This is a genomic window from Paenibacillus durus (assembly GCF_000756615.1).
Lineage (GTDB): Bacteria > Bacillota > Bacilli > Paenibacillales > Paenibacillaceae > Paenibacillus_AQ > Paenibacillus_AQ durus.
Genome location: NZ_CP009288.1, coordinates 5815716 through 5831292 on the forward strand (window position 1 = coordinate 5815716; position 15577 = coordinate 5831292).

The 15577-nt window shown below is 42.7% G+C and carries 15 protein-coding genes and 1 pseudogene; 11 read left to right on the forward strand and 5 right to left on the reverse strand.

The window, feature by feature from the left end:
- Positions 1 to 109: 109 nt before the first annotated feature.
- The 5 genes from PDUR_RS25745 to PDUR_RS29005 all read right to left on the reverse strand — a co-directional run bounded on the left by PDUR_RS25745 (position 110) and on the right by PDUR_RS29005 (position 4462).
- Positions 110 to 400, reverse strand: coding sequence for a DUF6509 family protein (locus tag PDUR_RS25745; protein WP_042208746.1), 291 nt, complete (start codon positions 398 to 400; stop codon positions 110 to 112).
- Between the two features lie 333 nt (positions 401 to 733).
- Positions 734 to 2149 carry a hypothetical protein gene (locus PDUR_RS25750; RefSeq protein ID WP_042208747.1) on the reverse strand — a complete coding sequence of 472 codons (1416 nt, stop codon included), beginning with the start codon at positions 2147 to 2149 and terminating at the stop codon, positions 734 to 736.
- A gap of 127 nt (positions 2150 to 2276) precedes the next feature.
- Entirely contained in the window at positions 2277 to 3125 is an 849-nt protein-coding gene (locus PDUR_RS25755) for an EcsC family protein (protein WP_042208748.1), read from the reverse strand.
- A 167-nt stretch (positions 3126 to 3292) separates the two neighbouring features.
- Entirely contained in the window at positions 3293 to 3562 is a 270-nt protein-coding gene (locus PDUR_RS25760; RefSeq protein WP_042208749.1) for a hypothetical protein, read from the reverse strand.
- Positions 3563 to 3698: 136 nt separating this feature from the next.
- Positions 3699 to 4462 (reverse strand): IS5 family transposase gene (locus PDUR_RS29005; protein ID WP_156130632.1). Its coding sequence is split into 2 segments (ribosomal slippage): positions 3699 to 4126 and positions 4126 to 4462, totalling 765 coding nucleotides; the frame shifts between segments, so codons are not numbered across the junction.
- 694 nt (positions 4463 to 5156) lie between these two features.
- Between PDUR_RS29005 and PDUR_RS25775 the strand changes: the two genes are divergently transcribed.
- The 11 genes and pseudogenes from PDUR_RS25775 (at position 5157) to PDUR_RS25825 (ending at position 15575) form a co-directional block, all read left to right on the forward strand.
- Positions 5157 to 6695, forward strand: coding sequence for a nucleotidyltransferase family protein (locus PDUR_RS25775; RefSeq protein ID WP_042208753.1), 1539 nt, complete (start codon positions 5157 to 5159; stop codon positions 6693 to 6695).
- Positions 6696 to 6803: 108 nt separating this feature from the next.
- Complete coding sequence (locus PDUR_RS25780) at positions 6804 to 7814, forward strand: ABC transporter ATP-binding protein (RefSeq protein ID WP_042208755.1); 1011 nt, start codon at positions 6804 to 6806, stop codon at positions 7812 to 7814.
- A gap of 14 nt (positions 7815 to 7828) precedes the next feature.
- The gene (locus tag PDUR_RS27585) at positions 7829 to 8620 is read left to right on the forward strand and encodes an ABC transporter permease (RefSeq protein WP_052410407.1); all 792 of its coding nucleotides are present in this window, start codon (positions 7829 to 7831) and stop codon (positions 8618 to 8620) included.
- 19 nt (positions 8621 to 8639) lie between these two features.
- Positions 8640 to 9434: an ABC transporter permease gene (locus PDUR_RS25790; RefSeq protein ID WP_156130634.1), complete on the forward strand. Its 795-nt coding sequence runs from the start codon at positions 8640 to 8642 to the stop codon at positions 9432 to 9434.
- Between the two features lie 103 nt (positions 9435 to 9537).
- Positions 9538 to 10110: a hypothetical protein gene (locus tag PDUR_RS25795; protein WP_042208756.1), complete on the forward strand. Its 573-nt coding sequence runs from the start codon at positions 9538 to 9540 to the stop codon at positions 10108 to 10110.
- Between the two features lie 151 nt (positions 10111 to 10261).
- Positions 10262 to 11506, forward strand: a pseudogene (locus PDUR_RS30415) (IS110 family RNA-guided transposase).
- A gap of 341 nt (positions 11507 to 11847) precedes the next feature.
- Positions 11848 to 12207 (forward strand): MazG nucleotide pyrophosphohydrolase domain-containing protein, encoded by a 360-nt coding sequence (locus tag PDUR_RS25805; RefSeq protein WP_042208757.1) that lies wholly within the window; start codon positions 11848 to 11850, stop codon positions 12205 to 12207.
- Complete coding sequence (locus PDUR_RS25810; RefSeq protein ID WP_042208758.1) at positions 12200 to 13111, forward strand: hypothetical protein; 912 nt, start codon at positions 12200 to 12202, stop codon at positions 13109 to 13111. Before PDUR_RS25805 ends, PDUR_RS25810 begins: the two co-directional genes overlap by 8 nt.
- Positions 13111 to 14319: a glycosyltransferase family 4 protein gene (locus PDUR_RS25815; RefSeq protein ID WP_081949690.1), complete on the forward strand. Its 1209-nt coding sequence runs from the start codon at positions 13111 to 13113 to the stop codon at positions 14317 to 14319. Before PDUR_RS25810 ends, PDUR_RS25815 begins: the two co-directional genes overlap by 1 nt.
- A complete protein-coding gene (gene hisG / locus PDUR_RS25820) occupies positions 14297 to 14926 on the forward strand; it encodes an ATP phosphoribosyltransferase (RefSeq protein ID WP_042208759.1) in 630 nt (209 codons plus the stop codon). Before PDUR_RS25815 ends, hisG begins: the two co-directional genes overlap by 23 nt.
- Before the next feature lie 7 nt (positions 14927 to 14933).
- Positions 14934 to 15575 carry an SDR family oxidoreductase gene (locus PDUR_RS25825; RefSeq protein WP_330217270.1) on the forward strand — a complete coding sequence of 214 codons (642 nt, stop codon included), beginning with the start codon at positions 14934 to 14936 and terminating at the stop codon, positions 15573 to 15575.
- The last annotated feature ends 2 nt before the right edge of the window (positions 15576 to 15577 follow it).

A 15577-nucleotide genomic window follows, 5' to 3' on the forward strand; every position in this document is an offset into this window, starting at 1 on the left:
CTAGGACTTTATTTGCCCAAGACACCTGCTCTGGCAGTTATGATATGCAAATAGGCTCCGGGCGCCAGCTCAGAGCCTCATACTTAAATGGAGCTAATGAATCCTTGAGTTATTCCTCGGGCAAATGCTCCTTGCAAAAAGCGGCCAGCTCTTCTTCCTCATCATCCTCAAGGTCGAATTCAAGAATCCGATGCGTCGTCGTTTCCATGACATCATATGTAACGACGCTCACCTCTCCGTCAGCCTCTTTGACTACTGCCCGGACACTGACCCCGTTCTCCGAATAAAGCTCGTCCTCTTCCGCAATCTCAAGGTTAATCACAAACTCGTAACGGGTCCCTGCAATAATGCCGAACGGGTCCCGGATCTGTTCAACGGTGTAGCCCAAAATCGCAAGCATTGATCCCCACTCCTTCTTCATCTTTTATCCGATGCTATCGTATTCAGGAGATCATCATAGCACAGGCTTGGCGGCCAATGCCAGATAGGGATTGGGCCCTGCCCTGCCCCGCCCAGCTTCTGTGAGTGCGTTTGTAGATATATCGGATAAAAAATGACCGAGCGAAGCGGCTATGCGGTTCGTCCGGCTATCCCGTCTTGTAGGCGGCTATCCGAGACATGAGGGTACGAGGAGCATAGTGGTTCTGTACAGAACTATCAATTGTAGAATCACGTCGCCATGCGTCGCATCGGGAAGAACGCCGCTGTCGTCTGACGACGAAAAATGGGGGAGTCACACGAGAAACATGGCGACAATAGTGGTGACCGCAAGGCCGATCAGCACGGGCTTCAAATTGCGGCGCGCCAGCTCGAACGGACTAACGCCGCAGATGGCTGCAGCCGGAATAAGCGCCCAGGGGATGAGTGTTCCGCCGCCCACCCAAATAGCGGCTACCTGGCCAAGCGCCGTCAGCGTGGCGGCCCCGGAGCCGATAGCTGTAGCGAACAAATGCGCAATGGAGCCAGCCAGCGAAATGCCGGAGAAGCCGGAGCCGTCAAGTCCGGTAATGGCGCCGGCAAGGGTCAGTGTAATGGCGCCGAAGATCCCGTTAAGCGGCACGGCGTTGGCCAGCGCAACACCCAGGTCGTTGACGATGCCATGCGAGGCTTCGGGGAGGACCTTGCCGAACAGCTCGGTGAAAGCTGAGTCGCCGAGGTAGAAGAAAGCCGCAATCGGGATGACGGGACCGAACACCTTGAAGCCGAAGACGAAGCCTTCGATGAGGTAGGAGGTCATTTGCTCAAGCCCCTGATTGCGGTGGGCGAGCAAGGTGACGGCAATCAGGATGAGCACCGCCGTCCCGCCAATCAGGGCTGTGGCGTCGCCGCCTTGAAGGTTCAGAAGGAACATCGCCGCCACATCAGCAAGAAACAGCAGCGGGATGACAATGGCAAGGCTCTTTTTCACCTTCGGAGCAAGAGCAGCCGGCTGAAGGGGATGACTTAAGGAATCCTCAAATACATCTGCCGTTCCCTCTGTATTTACCAGGCCGTCTTGCCAGGTTCCGTTCTTCTGATCCCTGCGCATCATCCAGAAGGCTGCCGTTGTCGTCACGATTCCCATGACGATAACGAGCGGAACGCTCGCTTCCATGACGCTGGCGACCGGAAGGCCCGCGGCGTCCGCCGTCAGCTTGGGCGCTCCCTGAATAACGTAATCGCCGGAGAGGGCGATGCCGTGGCCGAACAAATTCATGGCCATCGCGGCTCCGAGCGCGGGCAGGCCGACCCGGAGCGCCGCCGGCAGCAGAACGGCGCCCACCAGAGCCACCGCGGGCGAAGGCCAGAAAAAGAGGGAGGAAAGCAGCATTATGATGCCGATTCCCCAATACGCCATTGCCGGCGTGCGGAGAAACCGGGTCAGCGGGGAGACCATCGTCTCGTTGATGCCAGTAAATCTTAAGACCTGGCTCATCGCCACGATAATCGAAATGATCATAATCGTTCCCATTAGCTCCTTTGTGGCGTAGACAAAAGAGTTAAACACTCCCGATACCGAACCGCCAAGCGTCTCTGTCGCCAGGAGCCCAAGAACAAAAATGCCGGTTACACAAATCATTGTCGTATCGCGCCGCTTGATGAGCAGCGCCATAATGAACACGATGAACGCCAGATATACATAATGGATTGCCGTTAACTGGATTCCCATAGCGCAACAGCGCCCCCCTCATAGCCAACTGATGCTACAAGGTATGCGAGTGCCCATAATGCGGTTCATAGGCCTAAACAAATAAGCCAGGTTCCTATGTCAGCAGTTAGGAACCTGGCTTATGGTGTTAGAGCGGTGTTTCGCCGGTCTCCGCCAGTCTGGCGAGAATTCGCCGTTTGCGGTACAGCATCCGGGCCGCTTCCGACACCCCCTTCAGCATCTCGCGGTTAGTATACGCTCCAAATAACATTCCGGCGACGGGAATCATCTGCAGCAGCTTCTTCGAGCTCCAGTTGTCCCGGTAAGCGGCGATTACTTCGCGCCAGCCCTGGATTTTCGATACGGCTGCGCCTTCGCCGCCGAAATTCCCGCCGTCCCTGCCGAGCTCAAGGTTCAGCTCTTCCAGAATCGCCCGTTTGCCGATCGTTTCGGAAGAAGCGAGCTGCATCACCTTTACGGCGAAGATACGCTCCTCCTTCTCGAGCGGATTATACCCATAGCACAGGCCGATCTCTTGAATCACCTTCAGCGACAGGCCAAGGATGGCGGGAATATCCGCCGCCAAGGTAAACACACCGCCAAAGCCCGTGGTCGCCCCCTGCGCCGTGGCGTAATTGCTCCGGCTTTTGGACAGCCGCCGCGCTGCTTCATCCATCACCGCCAGCGGATACGGACCTTCCGCCTTTCCTCCCGCCTCGCGGCTCACCTCGTTCATAAGCTCGCCAACCTTGCGTCCCGCCACGAGGTAGTTGCCGCCGTTCTGGATATAGCTGCCAAGCTCATCCAGCAGCAGGCCTATTTTTTCATGGACAATCTTGGGGGTAATCTTGTCCAGCAGCTTGAAGGGCAGCCGGGTCACCCGCTCCCAGATCATGAGCTGTCTCTGTTCCTTCTCCCAGCTTCTCACTTCTTCAAGCGCCGCACGCAGCTCCTCCTGCGTTTCCGGTCCTCCGGAACCAAACGTTATTTCCGTCATTGTCACGCCTCCTTTTGCCGTCATCGCAGCCTTTAACGATTTTCCGCTTTCCTAATATATACCCTAAAGTCCCCTCTTCCGGAATACAAAATGAAAAGGACCTCCGCCCATGACGGAAGCCTGTATATAGAAACGTTTCTTCTTATGCCGGTTGCCTGCTGTACGGATTAATGCCCCTGCTTATTCAAAGAGGATAGTCTCTTCTTTTCTTCCTCCAGCATTTCCTCCGCCAAATCCACGCCATGCCCCTGCACCGATCCCTCCGACGCGTGCTTGATCGCCCGCTCAGCATGCTCCAGACTGTTCTCGGCCTGCCTGGTTGCCTTCTCCGTCGGATGGCTCATCGCTTGGCTGACGGCGTTATGCAGTTTTTGCGCCGAATCCTGCGCCTGATCCACAGTGCTGTTCGTTCGCATACTGGACTCATAATGTCTCATAAATCATAACCTCTCCTTCTTCTCGCGTAGCTGCTATCCTTTCGTGTATAGGATGGCCTGAAGAGGATTATTTTTATGTATTCGGGCAGGAGGAAGAATAAGAATAGATCCTATTGTCTAGGGCCTGTACGCAAACCTATTTGAGCCATAAACGAATGGAAAGCAACGTCAAAAAAGCGATGAACATATTCGCTGTTTTTTCATAGCGGGTCGCCAGTCTTCGATAGTTTTTCACTTTGTTGAAAAAGCATTCGATTAAGTGTCGCTCTTTATACGCTTCAGAATCTAACGGACGCTTTACCCGCCGATTGCGTTTGCTTGGGATCACCGGAGTGATCGCTCGGCTTTGCAAAAGCTCCAGAATGGCGTTCGTATCGTAGGCGCGATCAGCCAACACTTCGCCCGGGCAGAAGTCCAATTCATGAAGAAGTCGATAGCCGGTGACCGAATCGTGGTCTTGTCCTGGCGTCAATTCGAAACGCAGCGGATAGCCGAGCGCGTCCACCATCGCATGAATTTTAGTGGTTAATCCTCCGCGCGAACGCCCGATGGCCTGCCGGTCCTGCCCCCTTTTGCGCCCGCTCCATATTGATGGACGCGGACGATGGTGGCATCGACCATCACTTGCTCCCAATCCGGTTCGATGGCGACATGCTTCAATATTTCATCCCAAAGGTTTGCTTTCTGCAATCGCCAGAAAAAACTGTAGGCGGAAGACCAAGGGCCATAATAACCCGGTAAATCTCGCCATGGCGCTCCCGTTCGAGCTACCCAGAGCACCGCATTGAGCATCTGGCGCCGATCCTTAGGCGGACGTCCTCCTTGTTTTTTTCGGGCCGGGGGCAACAGGGGTTCAAGTATATTCCATTCTTCATCCGTTAACTCGTATCTTCGTCTCATGTTCCTTATTTTACTAGATTTCTACGAGTTGTACAGTTTGCGTACAGGCCCTAGATGAAACCTGACAAACTTCAATGTGAATGGTTTGTTCATCGACTTTCGATCCTTGAATTATTTCCATATATGGTAATTTCAAATTTTTTTCTATTTTTCTAAAGCATATTTATTACGTAACCTCAAACACTTTATTTTGTGTAGAACCTTAGTATTTTTTATATTTTATTTTGTGAAATATTACAGATTGAATGCTCAAATCAGAGGTAATTAAAACAAAATGAAGAAAGCATTGTATCCAGCCAACTACTGGTTATATTTTTTACTGGTTATATTTTTTACTGGTTATATTTTTTATTGACAGAAATGAAGAAACGTTTTAACATTGTGAACAACGATATTCCAATTTATTACTTTAATTAAAATGTTATTCATATAATGGGTGATATATGGATTTATTTTCTGTTTATTCACATGGAAAATTCCATTGAGAATGTTGTTTCCGGTATGTGAAAAATATTATCTTTAGGAGGGTAATTTACAAAACATCTAAAATTAATACCCAATTTATGAAAGCGCTTTTTCAAGCTAACGTTCGACAAATATCCCGGGTGAAGTTTCAGATTAGTTAAATTATATTAAGAATCTATGCTTCAAGAGCGCTAATTTTAAACAATATTTTAAAAAGGAGGAATATCTGTTGGTTATAACAAATGATGAAGAAGTTCTTTTATCAATATTGCGCAAGATTGCTAGGGGTGAAAACAAATCAAGTGAAATAGAAATAGATAACATAAATTGGAATATTGTATTATCTCTATCAGTGAAACAAGGAATTTTTCCACTGGTATTTAAAGCGGTTTATCATAGTTTGTCAATAAATCTATTAGAAGAATGGGAAACTAAATACAAGAGCCACATTGAAAAAATAGATCGTATGCTCCATATAATTAGACAAGTATTAGATAAACTTGGGAATGATCGATTTTCATTTTTAATAATGAAGGGTCTTCCTCTTAGTTTTTTATTGTACGGCGATATATATAGTCGGCAAACATCAGATATTGATATTTTACTCTTTGAAAAAGATATACCTATCGTTTATGAGTTGCTGGGCGAGTTTGGTTATCGTTCTGTAGTTGGAGTAGAGAATCCTTATGAAAATTCTAGTAAGGACGTTCTAGATTTACCATTCCCCCTTTTAAAAGCATTTGATCATCATGAATGTTTTGAACTTTTTTCAAGAAGCGATCATCATGATATTTCCATAGAACTACAAAGATTTTTACATGAAGAAATAAGAGACCTAAAGATATTGGAAACATTTATTGCATCAAGAATTCCTATAACAGTGAACGGTGTATGCATTCCAACCTTCGATGTATTTCATACATTTTTTTGCTTATGTGAAAATGCATATAACGATATGCTTGAAGGTACGCCAAAATTAAGGAGTTACTTGGACATTTTTGTTTATATAAAGAAGTACATTAATCCCAAAAGTTGGGATTCTGTTATCACCAAAAGTAATCAATACAAGCTCGGCCATGTTTTCCATCTGATACTTCATCAAATAAATGACTTGTTTGGAACTATAATTAAAAAAAGCATTGTAGAGTCGTTCATGCTGGTAAAACCAAAATGGAACTGGGGAGAGCCCATTGATAAACTGGTATTTGCTTCAGATATTGAAATCAAAAATCGATACAAACGACAAGTTATAAATTATTGTATAGATAAAGAGTTAGGGAATATTCAATTCATACAAAACGAAGAAACCAATGTTAATGCAATAGATAACTATCACTATGCAAGTGTTTTAACACCTAAATTTAAGTTGAGATTGAGATATCTTATAAAAAAAGAAAATGATAATATTTGTTTTTATATTTATTTTGAAAATGTTTCTAACCAATTTATGTATAATTATAATTTCGCGATTATTTTTATGGACATAACTTATTCCGAAAACTATTGGAAAAGTATTGAATTAATTTGGGATGATAAAATTAGATATAAAACAAATAAGAGGGAAGTTTCAGTACTCCATTTACAGAACACTAGTGTTATGAAAGTTGAAATCCCTATTGATGAGGTAATGGAGACTAAGAGCCCCCGTCAAATAGCTCTATTCAGATTTTCTATAATAGAAAACCCCTTTTATAATGTTAAATATTATTGGGACATTAGTCCAGGGGGCTTTGCTTTTACAAATTCTTGTATAGCAATATCCTTATAGAAGTTTTCGTGGGAACAATTATTAAAACACCTTTCACAATATTTATCAAAAAAATGAATAGTACTGAACAATATAATATCATTTGATTTTATCGAATTGGAGAATTATATGAAAATTATTGAAGCTTGTAGTGTAACGAAGCAATATAGGCAATATCGACGATTTTCCGGATCTTTTGGTGCATTGAAAAACTTATTTACTAGAGAGTATATCGAAGAAATAGCTGTAAAAGATTTGTCTTTTTCAATAGAAGATGGAGAAGCAGTTGGTTATCTTGGTCCAAATGGGGCTGGAAAATCGACAATGATTAAAATGATGACAGGTATTTTGGTGCCGTCTAAAGGTGAGTTGAAGGTTCTTGGTGAGTTTCCACACAAATCACGTAAGAGAATTGCTCAACAGATTGGGGTGGTTTTCGGTCAGCGAAGTCAATTATGGTGGGATCTACCCGTAATAGATTCCTTTGATTTACACAAATATTTATATAAGATATCAGAACCCGACTATAAGAAGGGTCTAGCTTTATATACTGATTTGCTAGGTATTGGTGAGTTTATTAATAAACCTGTTCGACAACTTAGCCTTGGCCAAAGAATGCGTGTTGAAATTGCAATTTCACTTCTTCATGAACCCCGAATCCTATTTCTGGATGAGCCGACTATAGGACTTGACGTATTGGCTAAGGATCAAATAAGGCGGTTTCTTCGAACAGTAAATAATGAAAAAAAGGTAACAATTTTTCTTACTTCGCATGACATGAAGGATATTGAAGAAATATGCCAACGGATGATTATTGTAAATAAAGGAAATATTATATACGACGGAACAGTAACGGAACTTCGAGAAAAGCTTAGTAATCAACGTCAAATGACAATTAAATTTCATCAAGATCCTGGAAGAATTGAGATTCCAGAAGCAATTTTAACTAAGGATGATGGATTACGAAAAATTTATTTAGTTGAACGGAGTAGCAAATCAACTTTTGAGATAATGAATCAACTTTCAGCATGCTATTCCATTGAAGACTTTTCGATAGAAGATATAGATATCGACTCTGTTATCCGTAAGTTATATCAACAATTGAATGAAAAAAAAATGGAATCAAGCAAGTTGGGTTGAATGGAGGTTGTTTATTGAAGATTTATCTTAAATACGGAATGAAATCTTTTTCTAATCAGCTTGTGTATCGTTCTGAGGTATGGTTGCGACTGTTAGGGAACTTTTTTGTAATTTTTATTCAGGCAGCGATATGGAAAGCAGTTATTGGTTTGGGGGGAACAGAAGGGTATACGATTCAACAAATGGTAACTTATAGTATTATCAATATACTAATTTATGCTTTACTTTTGAATTCTATTATAAGTAACAAAGTGGACAAAAAACTCAAAACTGGAGATATTGCCCTAGAGCTCATTAAACCCCTTTCTTATTCGTTATATCTTTTGGCTGATGGACTAGGAAACTCTATATATCAACTTTTGTTTACTGTAATTCCATCTTTAATTATTGCTTTGTTTTTCTTTGGTATGTTACCTCCAGCTTCAGAAATTCATTTGATAGCCTTTTTCATAACATTGCTTATTGCGGTAATGATCTCCTTTTATTTGGGTTATCTGATATCATTAATTGCTTTTTGGTTATTAAATCATTTTGCCTTAAGTTGGACGCTTGATGGATTAATTATTTTGTTTTCAGGTTCATTTCTTCCTTTGTGGTTCTTTCCTTCATCATGGGCTAATGTTGCTCAAGCACTCCCTTTTCAATATTTAGGTTACATTCCAGCTGCAATGTATCTTGGGACTATACCCAGTTCGAAAATTCTCATAGTATTATTCACTGGAATCGGCTGGACAGGAGTGCTTTTTTTAATTGTTCAATGTCTATGGTGGAGGGCAGTTAAAAGACTCGTAGTGCAAGGAGGATGATTTGGAAAGGAGAAATAAAATGTCAATGTCGTTACTTGGAAAATTACTTCGCTTACTGATAAAAGAAAGAATGGAATATCGAGCAGATTTTATTTTAGCTGCGATAGCACAAATGATAGCTTATGGAGGAGAATTTCTTGTTATTTGGCTCTTTCTTCGTAAATTCAATCACATATCAGGATGGACTTGGCCCGAGATTTCTATACTTTACAGTATGGGATTGCTTACTTATGCATTAGGAGCATCATTTTCATATGTTCAGATGAGGGAAGTTGAAGATAAGGTTCAAAGTGGGAAACTGGACCATTATTTGGTTAAACCAGTTAACCCCTACTTTTATTTGATATGTAGAGGTTTAAATTTAAGTTATATAGCCCATTTGATCTTAGCTGGTTCTATATTTATCTGGTCATGGGCGAATATAGATATGGATTGGACATTTATCAAAATTCTTTATCTGATTTTAAGTATTATTAGTAGTTCTATGATTTATGCCGCAATAATGACTCTAATCGGTGCAATGTCATTTATTTGGATTAAAACCAATTACTTATTTGATTTGTTTTTCAATTTCAAAGATTTCATCTCATACCCGATTCAAATTTATGGTTATTTTATACAATTGTTATTGACGTTTGTTTTACCTTTAGCTTTTGTTAACTTCTTTCCATCAGCGTTTCTTCTATCCAATAATACATCCTTTTTAACCGGATCAATCTTATGGTTCACCCCAATTATTGGTCCTGCTGTATATTATGCTAGTTATAAATTTTGGATGTATGGCATTAACAAATATCAAGGTGCCGGAGGTTGAATTCTATGAAGGTACATTAAAAAAGAAGAAAGCATACATGGTTATTGAAAACGTTTTAGTCAGGAATAGAAGTCATATTATTAAATAAGGGGATGTAGTGCCAATGGTGAGTAATATCGAATGGGATGATCTTAATCCTATTGAACGCTACAAGATAATGCAGAATCGAATTCCAAAATTCCGCATAGGTACGTATCAGGCAGATATCGGTGAAGTAATTCTGCTTACTCTTTATACGATAGACTTGGTACTAAAACAGGAAGGTAAGACACATTACCACTTTTATATTCTAGATGATGCATCCGTCAGCCATTTAATTGGAGTGGCCCTGGGACAAATTTCCGAACCAGGCATATTGAATCGCGCTTTTATTGCTGTAGATGAAGCTAAACTAGTTTACCGGTTTACCGTAGCGAAAAAATTCAAAATTAGAGATGACAGAGTTAAACAACTAAGAATAAATAGCTGGGGCAGAGAGTATATCAAGGAATACAAACTTTTAAAAACACAACAAGACATTTTCGGAACACTACATTCTTATTTCATAAAATATTTCAGGACTCAACAACCTGTTTATGCAAACGTTTGTGCGACTCTACTATTAGACATTAATCCACATACTGCAGAGCAAATCCAATCTTTGAATGACCTGCTTGACATAAAGCTATTATCTTGAATTAAGGAGCTATTCCTGTAATGAATTAATTTGAAAGAAAAAAGCGCCTCCTGTATGCTGGGTCTCGAATGCGATCACATTCATGCCCTAATTAAAAATGAGGATGCTCACTATGAAGTATAAGTAATCGAAGAAACAGAATCAACGGATTATGCGAATTCCCGAAAAGACCCTTGTCGTAGGCGCAGACATCGCCAAAGAAACCCACGTGGTCCGCGCCATCGATTTTCGCGGGATTGAGCAGGCGAAGGATTGCGTGTTCCAAAATAACCGCACCGGATTCAGTGGATGAAGGAGCTTCAGCGGGAGCATGCCAAGACGGACGTTTATCTTCGGTATCGAACCCACCGGACACTACTGGTTTACGCTGGCGGAATATTTAGCGCGGTAGGGCATTCCTTTGGTCATTGTGAATCCGCATCACGTACACAAAAGTAAAGAACTTGAAGACAATTCACCCACGAAAAACGACTATAAAGACGCCAAGGTCATTGCCGATTTGGTGCGAAACGGGAAGTACAGCGAACCCAAACTGCCGACGAGCATCTATGCGGATCTACGGGTTCTCATGAATCTTCGGGAGAAGATTATGGTGAATTTCGGACAGGTGCAAAGGCGGGTGCAGAACTGGCTGGATCGCTTCTTCCCGGAATACACGCAGGTCTTTAAGGACTGGGAAGTAAAAGCATCGCGAATCACGCTTGGTGAGTTCCCGACTCCAGGAGAAATCGCAGAGCGCGGTGCAGACGCCATTGTACAGAGGTGGAAGAAAGATGTGAAGCGAGCTGTAGGCTCTAAACGAGCGAGGCTACTCGTGGAAACGGCAAGAACCTCTATCGGGCTTGCAGAGGGACTTCCTGCAGCGAAAATGGAGATCAAAACGCTATTGGAGTTGTATGAAATGTTCGCCAGACAGCTCGAAGAGATTCTGACCGAGGTGGAGCGTCTACTCTCTCAAATCCCGGGAACTTAAGAGATGCTCACCGTACCGGGCGTGGCTGTGGTCACCTTGGCGGGGTTCCTGGCGGAAGTTGGGGATCTGAGCGGTTACGAGCATGGACAGCAGATTATTCGGCTGGCCGGACTGAACCTCAAAGAGAACAGTTCGGGAAAGAAAAAAGGCAAATCCAGCATTACCAAACGTGGACGAGCAAGACTTCGAGCCCTGCTGTTCCGGGCGGTGATGCCCATGGTAGCGAAGAACGCCGAGTTTAAGGCCCTGCACCAGTACTTCACGAAGCGAAGTCAAAATCCGCTCAAGAAAAAGCAATCGATTGTCGCCTTGTGTCGGAAGCTGATTCGCGTCCTTCACACGTTAGGTACCAAGGCAACTTCCGTACAATGCAAACGACGTTTTAGGGCCGGTACTCAGGCTCAGTTACAGATGGCGGCTTAAGAAAAACCGAATTCATGTTTCTCACCGGACTGGAATGACCAACGACAATTGAAGCACAGAGCAGCCGTAGGAATCATTTCCATAAGGACAAAGACCCCGCGTGACATGGGAGGGTAAGCCGTCAAGAGTAGGGTGTGGATATCCATTGTGCGATCATAGGAAATATCCATGGGCTGGGGACAAATTCCCCCTCCTCTCTATTCCCGCCACCGGCTCCACCAGAAATAATGTTATCCTTACATGACTTCTCCAACTCTCATCAAGTCAATGGCTGTAAATCTAAGAATGAGTGAGCAAACAAGAGAAAATATTAATTTATAGTGGGAGGTACAATTTTAGATATGGACAATATTACAAAATTGGTAGAGAGACTGGACATTATTCAAAAATTCTCTTTAACCTTATATGGCCGTTACGATCTAAATAAATCCATCATATGGATGGTAGAGGAAATGGGCGAGGTGGTAGCGGCGATTCGAAAGGGAAAATCAAAGGAAGATATTACAGGGGAACTGGGAGATTTGATGGCCTGGATTATATGCCTAGGAAACATACTGGACATCCGAATAACAGAAGCATTGGAGCAAACGTTTACAAAAGAAATGAATAGGCAGCTCAGCCAGTATGGTCACTTGAAATATGCTAGTGAGGGACCAGAACTTCAATCGCATAGTTCAGGAGTGGATTGTAATAATGTTTAGCAGGGAAATCGCCATGCCGTTCGGAAACCTGGTTATTCAATCCACTAATTCAGCCTATCTGGCTGAGCGTGTGCTTGGCTCAGCTTCATACACCAAAACGTTTGCTGATAGGCAATATCATCTTTATCTCCACCACGAACTGCCGCCGGAAACAAAATTCTATCGTCAGGAAATGCTTGAAAGGGGGATATATCTGGGGCATCATCATGGTGTTTCGGGAAGAATACAGCTTGCTCGCGATGCTTTGAGCATTACACTTGACTGCGGGTCGCAGCAAGCCTATGAGAAAATTATTTGGTCTTATGCACTGAAGCAGATAATTACCTGCATGTCCTTAGATCATGGCGCACTGCACTTGAAAGCCTCTATGCTGCTGAAAAATGAGAAAGCAATCTTGCTCCTTGGGAGAGGGAAAAGCGGTAAAACAACACTTGCCTCCTTTTTAGAACAATCTGGTTACTATTTTGCCGGGAATACCCATGTAATGGTGAAAGATTATGAAGCATGGAGCATTAATAGCTGGAGAAGGATAAGAGACTCTGACGCGCGTGAGAGCTACATTTTACCTGATCACCGAGATAAGGCTAACAGCAAAATTCAAGCGATTTATATTGTCGATTGTAACCGAAAAGGGCAATTTGTATGCTCTCCGCTGGATGACAGAACAGCATTGTCGTTTATCACCTACTTTGCGGCAGCAATAGGAAATTATGATTTAAAGGAGGACATGGTTGATACTCATAGGGATTCCAGCTTTTCGGAACGAATGCGCCTGTTAGGCACTGAAAATATTTTAATTAGACGTTTGATCCGCAACTTCAAGGTGCACTATATAAGTGCGGATATTTTCGATTCCGATTGCGCAGTAAAAGCTTATGATTATATTAATAAAGGGATGAAATAATGAAGATTGCCATAGTGCCTTCGGCTGATCTGTCATATAACTCCGGCAGTATAATTTATGCCAAGAATTTATTTGAGTTTTTGCATTCTCACGGTCATGAAGCATATTTGCTAGGGAGCAAACCTCCAGATGACGTGAGTGACGAGCTTATGAGATACATTAAAATCGTCCCCTTTTTGCTGGAACATCCTATTATTGACGATCGTGAAGTAAGTTCTGTGGATTATGCCCAATCATTGTCGGCCATAGTAAACTATTTAGTAGAACTTCACGAAATAGTAGGATTGGACTTGATTCATGCCCATTATGGTTCCTTTAACAGCTTTGGTGCTTATGTGGCTTTTGGATTGACCGAAGTACCATATATCGTGTCAAGCTTCGGAAGAGATGTTAATCTCGGATACGAGCATGATCGGAGAATTAAGTGGCTTATTGACGGAAGTTTTTCTAACGCAAGCCGGATCTTAGTTACGGACGAAACCATTAAAAACAAAATATGCAGCATGTACTCCTCAGAATGTATTGGGCAGAACATATTGGAAATTCCTATGCCTCTGGATGAGCGGATTTTTCTAGATAGCAAGGATAGCAAGCTTCACATAGATGAAAAAACGCCTATTCTAGCCACCGTGAACTCCTGTTTTAGTCCGGAAAAAGGAATTGTCACCATATTGACCGCTTTCGCAGAAATCGTCAAGAAGATACCTTGCTGTTTAGTCATTGCTGGACAGGATGATCACCCGGAACAAATTCACCGAAAATTATTGGACGAAACAGTGAAGAGACTTGGTATAGGAAATGCGGTAATATTCACAGGATATTTAGACAGAGCAAGCGTCGGCCAACTCCTCAGAACAGCTACCCTTCTCATTGATGCCAGGCAAAAAGGCAATTTTAGCTCGGTACTTCTGGAAGCGATGTTCATTGGTACACCCGTCGTTGCAACACGGAACGACGCATCTCTTAAAATCATTAAACATGAATATAATGGTTTATTGTTTAAACAAGAACACTCACGGGAACTTGAAAGTAAAGTGATAGAATGCCTTTTTAATCCAAGTATTCTAACAGGTCTGAAAGCCGGGATGGCCCAATGGCTTGACGCACAGGGTGAGATTTATAGGGAAGAAAATTGTTTCACCAAAATATTGTCGGTATATAAGGAGATCGCAGGAGGGGGAAGCGTTGATTCGATTCGGAATGCCTAAAGGAGTCGTAAAGCGAAAGTCAATCTCGTTAATCGAAGACTTATTAAGAGTTCCCATCAACAAAGACAAGCTGCATTTTTTTGATCAAGGCGATGTTCATTATTATTTGCTGAAACATAGAGATATTCCGAGGCTTATCGAATTAGGATGTTTGGATTTAGGGATTACCTCTACAGAATGGCTTTATGAGAATGGTTCCGATCTATACATTCATAAGGAACTAGACTGGTGCGATACCCGGATTAGCCTAATCAGTGATAAAGATAGTCCTGTATTAAGCGAGAACGCGACCATTCGCTGTATCACGGAGTTCCCAAGAATTACTCGTGATTTTTTTAGCAGGACAAACAAAAATAATGTAACCATTGATAATATATCAGGATCAAGCGAAGCGTTAGTACCAAGTATATACAATTGCTGTGTAGATTGCGTGGAAACCGGGAAAACTTTACTATTGCATAATTTGACGGAAGAAAGTATTATTTATAAATCCCAAATTGTGCTTGTTAGTAAACATACCGTGTGCAATCAGACAAAAAATCTGATAACAATGATAATGGAGCTGATGAGTCATAAAGAACAAAACTGTTCTATTAACGGGATGTAGTAAGGGTATTGGGAAAGCAATCGCTAGAAAGCTAGTTAATCAGGGCCAATACACTGTGTATGCCATTACAAAAAATCCTCAAGATGTCGCACCCGATTTGACCGCTAACCTGAATTTGTATTCTTGTGATCTTACAGATATATCCCTCTCTATTGAAACCATACTTCAAGTAGTGCGGGAATCCAAAGGGATCGATATCTTAATCAATAACGCAGGAATAGGCAAGTTCGCTTTAGCAGAAGATTTGGAGCTGGATCATTGGAATCGAGTTTTAACATTAAATCTCACCATACCCTTCTTGCTTACAAAGTATGTTCTGCCGCACATGAAGCGACAGAACTTCGGCAGGCTGATTCATATTACCTCCGACGCAGATCATATAGGATTTGCCGAAGGTAGTTTATATTGCGCTTCGAAATTTGGTCTTCGAGGCTTCGCAGATTCCGTCAGGCAAGAATTGAAAGGAACTCCGATTACAGTTACAACTATCGGTCCGGGACGTGTCGACACCTTTTTTAATGGAAAGAAGCCGGGAGACCGTCCGATTTCCCTTAATGCCGATGATGTCGCCGATCAGGTTATGCATGTATTATCACAAGGACAGCGATGCGAGATTGAGCGCATATATTTAAAATCAACTTTTGAATAAAA

Coding starts and splice junctions, on each gene's coding strand:
- PDUR_RS25760 (WP_042208749.1), bottom strand. CDS start 3,562: ATGAGACATTATGAGTCCAGTATGCGAACGAACAGCACTGTGGATCAG.
- PDUR_RS25815 (WP_081949690.1), top strand. CDS start 13,111: ATGAAGATTGCCATAGTGCCTTCGGCTGATCTGTCATATAACTCCGGC.
- PDUR_RS25790 (WP_156130634.1), top strand. CDS start 8,640: ATGTCAATGTCGTTACTTGGAAAATTACTTCGCTTACTGATAAAAGAA.
- PDUR_RS25780 (WP_042208755.1), top strand. CDS start 6,804: ATGAAAATTATTGAAGCTTGTAGTGTAACGAAGCAATATAGGCAATAT.
- PDUR_RS25750 (WP_042208747.1), bottom strand. CDS start 2,149: ATGGGAATCCAGTTAACGGCAATCCATTATGTATATCTGGCGTTCATC.
- PDUR_RS25795 (WP_042208756.1), top strand. CDS start 9,538: ATGGTGAGTAATATCGAATGGGATGATCTTAATCCTATTGAACGCTAC.
- PDUR_RS25805 (WP_042208757.1), top strand. CDS start 11,848: ATGGACAATATTACAAAATTGGTAGAGAGACTGGACATTATTCAAAAA.
- PDUR_RS25810 (WP_042208758.1), top strand. CDS start 12,200: ATGTTTAGCAGGGAAATCGCCATGCCGTTCGGAAACCTGGTTATTCAA.
- PDUR_RS25755 (WP_042208748.1), bottom strand. CDS start 3,125: ATGACGGAAATAACGTTTGGTTCCGGAGGACCGGAAACGCAGGAGGAG.
- PDUR_RS25745 (WP_042208746.1), bottom strand. CDS start 400: ATGCTTGCGATTTTGGGCTACACCGTTGAACAGATCCGGGACCCGTTC.